The organism is Rhizobacter sp. P1_G5 (assembly GCF_056405435.1).
This window is the reverse complement of the sequence record NZ_JBFUCB010000755.1, coordinates 1-2,616: the sequence shown is the minus strand read 5'-3', so window position 1 is coordinate 2,616 and position 2,616 is coordinate 1. Positions and strand designations below refer to the sequence as shown.

General features: G+C 70.7%; 5 protein-coding genes. 3 read left to right on the top strand and 2 right to left on the bottom strand.

The features are described from left to right. Nucleotides 1–432 (top strand): EamA family transporter (locus tag AC1D12_RS30585; RefSeq protein WP_477844987.1); only part of this gene is annotated, 432 nt, incomplete at its 5' end. Here AC1D12_RS30585 and AC1D12_RS30580 read toward each other — a convergent pair. Both AC1D12_RS30580 and AC1D12_RS30575 read right to left on the bottom strand, forming a co-directional pair. Next, nucleotides 433–759: a hypothetical protein gene (locus tag AC1D12_RS30580; RefSeq protein WP_052211330.1), complete on the bottom strand. Its 327-nt coding sequence runs from the start codon at nucleotides 757–759 to the stop codon at nucleotides 433–435. A gap of 76 nt (nucleotides 760–835) precedes the next feature. Beyond that, on the bottom strand, nucleotides 836–1,648 hold the full coding sequence (locus AC1D12_RS30575) for a response regulator (RefSeq protein ID WP_477844986.1): 813 nt from the start codon (nucleotides 1,646–1,648) through the stop codon (nucleotides 836–838). 157 nt (nucleotides 1,649–1,805) lie between these two features. On the opposite strand from AC1D12_RS30575, the gene AC1D12_RS30570 reads away from it, so the two are divergent. Together AC1D12_RS30570 and AC1D12_RS30565 are read left to right on the top strand one after the other, a co-directional pair. Next, entirely contained in the window at nucleotides 1,806–2,258 is a 453-nt protein-coding gene (locus tag AC1D12_RS30570) for a c-type cytochrome (RefSeq protein WP_465111405.1), read from the top strand. A 163-nt stretch (nucleotides 2,259–2,421) separates the two neighbouring features. Continuing rightward, the coding region (locus tag AC1D12_RS30565) for a hypothetical protein (RefSeq protein WP_477844985.1) at nucleotides 2,422–2,616 on the top strand (195 nt) is incomplete at its 3' end.

Here is a 2,616-nt window from a genome sequence, read left to right as displayed (position 1 = left end):
CTGCCGGACTGGCTCGCCCTGCTCGGCGGCTTCTCGTTCGCGCTCAACAACGTGATGCTGCGCCACCAGGCGCACCGGCCGGAAGAGGCGCGCGCGCTCGCGATGTTCACCGGCGGCGTGCTGGTGGCCGGCACGCTGGCAACCACGCTCGCGTCGCAGGCGCTGATGCCCTGGTTGCCGGCGCCGCACACCGGCTGGCTGCTTGCCGTCGGCGCGCTGAGCCTCGCGTTCCTCGCCAGCAACCTCGCGCTGCAGTACGGCGCCTCGCGGCTGCCGGCCAACGTCACGTCGGTCGTGATGCTGTGCGAGGTGGTGTTCGCGACGCTGTCGGCCGTCGCGCTCGGCGCCGGCACGCTGACGCCGACCGTGCTGGCGGGCGGCGCGCTGATCCTCGCGGCCGCGCTGCTGTCGGCCTTCGAAAACTCGCGCTGATCACTGCAGCGTGCGCGTCCCCGGCAGGCTGAAGACTTCCACCGGCGACTGCGGCGCATGGCAGGCCGCGCCGGCGTCGCGCGTGCAGCCGGCCATCACGGCCCAGCGTTCGTGCAGGTGCCACAGCACGCAGCGGCAATCGCCCGACAGCTGCGGGTGCCCGGCCAGCAGCGCGAGGTTGTGCGCGATCTTCTCGCCCATCCCCGCCCGGTGCGCCGGGTCGCTGGCGGCCTGCAGGTACTGGCTGTAGCCGGTCATCAACGCGAGTGTTCCCGCCAGCATCGCCTCGACGCCGGGCATGTGGTGTTCTTCGACGAGCAGGTCCATGCGACGCTATCCTCGACAGTGGCAATGGACAGATGCTACTCCAAATGCGAATCATTCTCAAATGGAGCGTATCGAATCACCCTGCGGCGGGGGCGACGAAGTCGGGATCGAGCTGGCGCAGCGTCTGCAGGAACTCGGGGTCCATCAGCGGCTTGGCCAGGTAGGCATCGCTGCCGGCCAGCGAGGTGCGCACCCGTTCAGACGCCGCGGCCTGCCCGGTGATCAGCACGATGCGCGGCCCGCCGGCCGACTGGCGGGCGGTCTGCTTCATGAACTGGCACAGCTGCAGGCCGTCCATCGGGCTGTCCGGGCCGAGCGCGATGTCGATGAAGGCGAGCGCGAAGCTGTGCGTCGTCATGCGGTCGAGCGCCTGCGTGCTGTTGCGTGCCAGGTGCACCCGGTAGCCCAGGCGCATCAGCCGCACCTGCAGGAACTTGAGCGCGATGCGGCTGTCGTCGACGACCAGCACGTCCTTCGCGACACGTCCACCGGCAACCGCGGCGACATCGAACGTGGCGACGTCGGAGGCGACCCAGTCGGCCTGCGGCGGCTCGTCGAGCAACGCAAGGCGCTGTTCGAGCAGCAGGTCGAGTTCGCGCACGATGCGGGTCGGCTCGATCGGGCGAGGCAGGTGCGCCGCCGCGCCGGCGGGCGCCCGGGCACCGACGAAGACCGTGTCGGCCAGCCGCCCGGCTGCACTCACGGCGGCGACCGCGGCCGGCTGGTCGGCATCGGCGATCACGAAATCGGCCTCGGCCAGGTCGGCGGCAGGCTCGTAGGCCGGTGCGCGCTGCTCGGCCAGGCGCAGGAACGACTGCACGCCCTCGCGCTCGAAATCGCTGAATCCCTGCAACGCCACCGAATAACGCATGCGGATGCGCTCGGCCATCGTGTGCTCCCTGGTGTTGGTATGACGGGGATGTTGGGCGCGGCCGCCTGACGCGTCAAGGTGCGCGTCAGGCGCGCCCGGAATGGAATGCCGTGCTGCTGCGTACACTGCCCTGCCCCCCTCCACGACATCCCCAGCCCCAGCCAGGAGATCCCGCATGAATCGATCGATCCTCGTCCTCGCCACCGTGGCCGGCCTCGCCGCTGCGTTTCCCGCGGCCGCCCAGTTCGCCAAGCCCGAAGACGCGGTCAAGTACCGCAAGGGCGCCTTCACCGTGATGGCGGCGCACTTCGGCCGCGTCGCCGCGATGGCCAACGGGCGCATCCCGTTCGACGCCAAGGCCGCCGCCGAGAACGCCGAGATCGCGACGATGGTGTCCAAGCTGCCGTTCGCCGGCTTCATCGACGGCACYGACAAGGGCGAGACCCGGGCCAAGCCGGAGATCTGGACCGAGCAGGACAAGTTCAAGGCCGCCGCGACGAAGATGCAGGACGCGATGGAGAAGCTGAACGTCGCGGCCAAGTCCGGCAACGTCGACACGTTGAAGGCCGCGGCCGGAACCGTCGGCCAGGCCTGCAAGGGCTGCCACGACACCTACCGCAAGGAGTGAGCGGCGTGCGGCCGTGCGGCCGCCGGGTGCGGGAGGCCATCCGCTACCATTCGGGGTTGCCTTCACGAGCCTGCTTCGAATGACCGTGCCCCGAATGACTGCGCCCCGTTTGCGAGCCGCGCGCGTCCTCGCGCTCCTGCTTCCGTTGCATGCCGGACTGGCCGTGGCCGCCGACGAACAGCCGCCCGGCGGCTCGTTCACCACCCCGGCCTATGCCACCGCTGCCAGCGCCCCCGCGACCGGCAATGCGCTGCGCAATGTCCCGGCGGCCGGGCAGCAACCCGCAGCGCGCGACGGCGACGATGCGGCGGCCCGGCTGCGCAACCTGCCGCCGCCGAAGCCGAGCGAGTTCCAGAAG

Bases quoted from the DNA above. Each gene is read 5' to 3' on its own strand.
- AC1D12_RS30580 (WP_052211330.1), bottom strand. From the start codon at position 759: ATGGACCTGCTCGTCGAAGAACACCACATGCCCGGCGTCGAGGCGATG.
- AC1D12_RS30575 (WP_477844986.1), bottom strand. From the start codon at position 1,648: ATGGCCGAGCGCATCCGCATGCGTTATTCGGTGGCGTTGCAGGGATTC.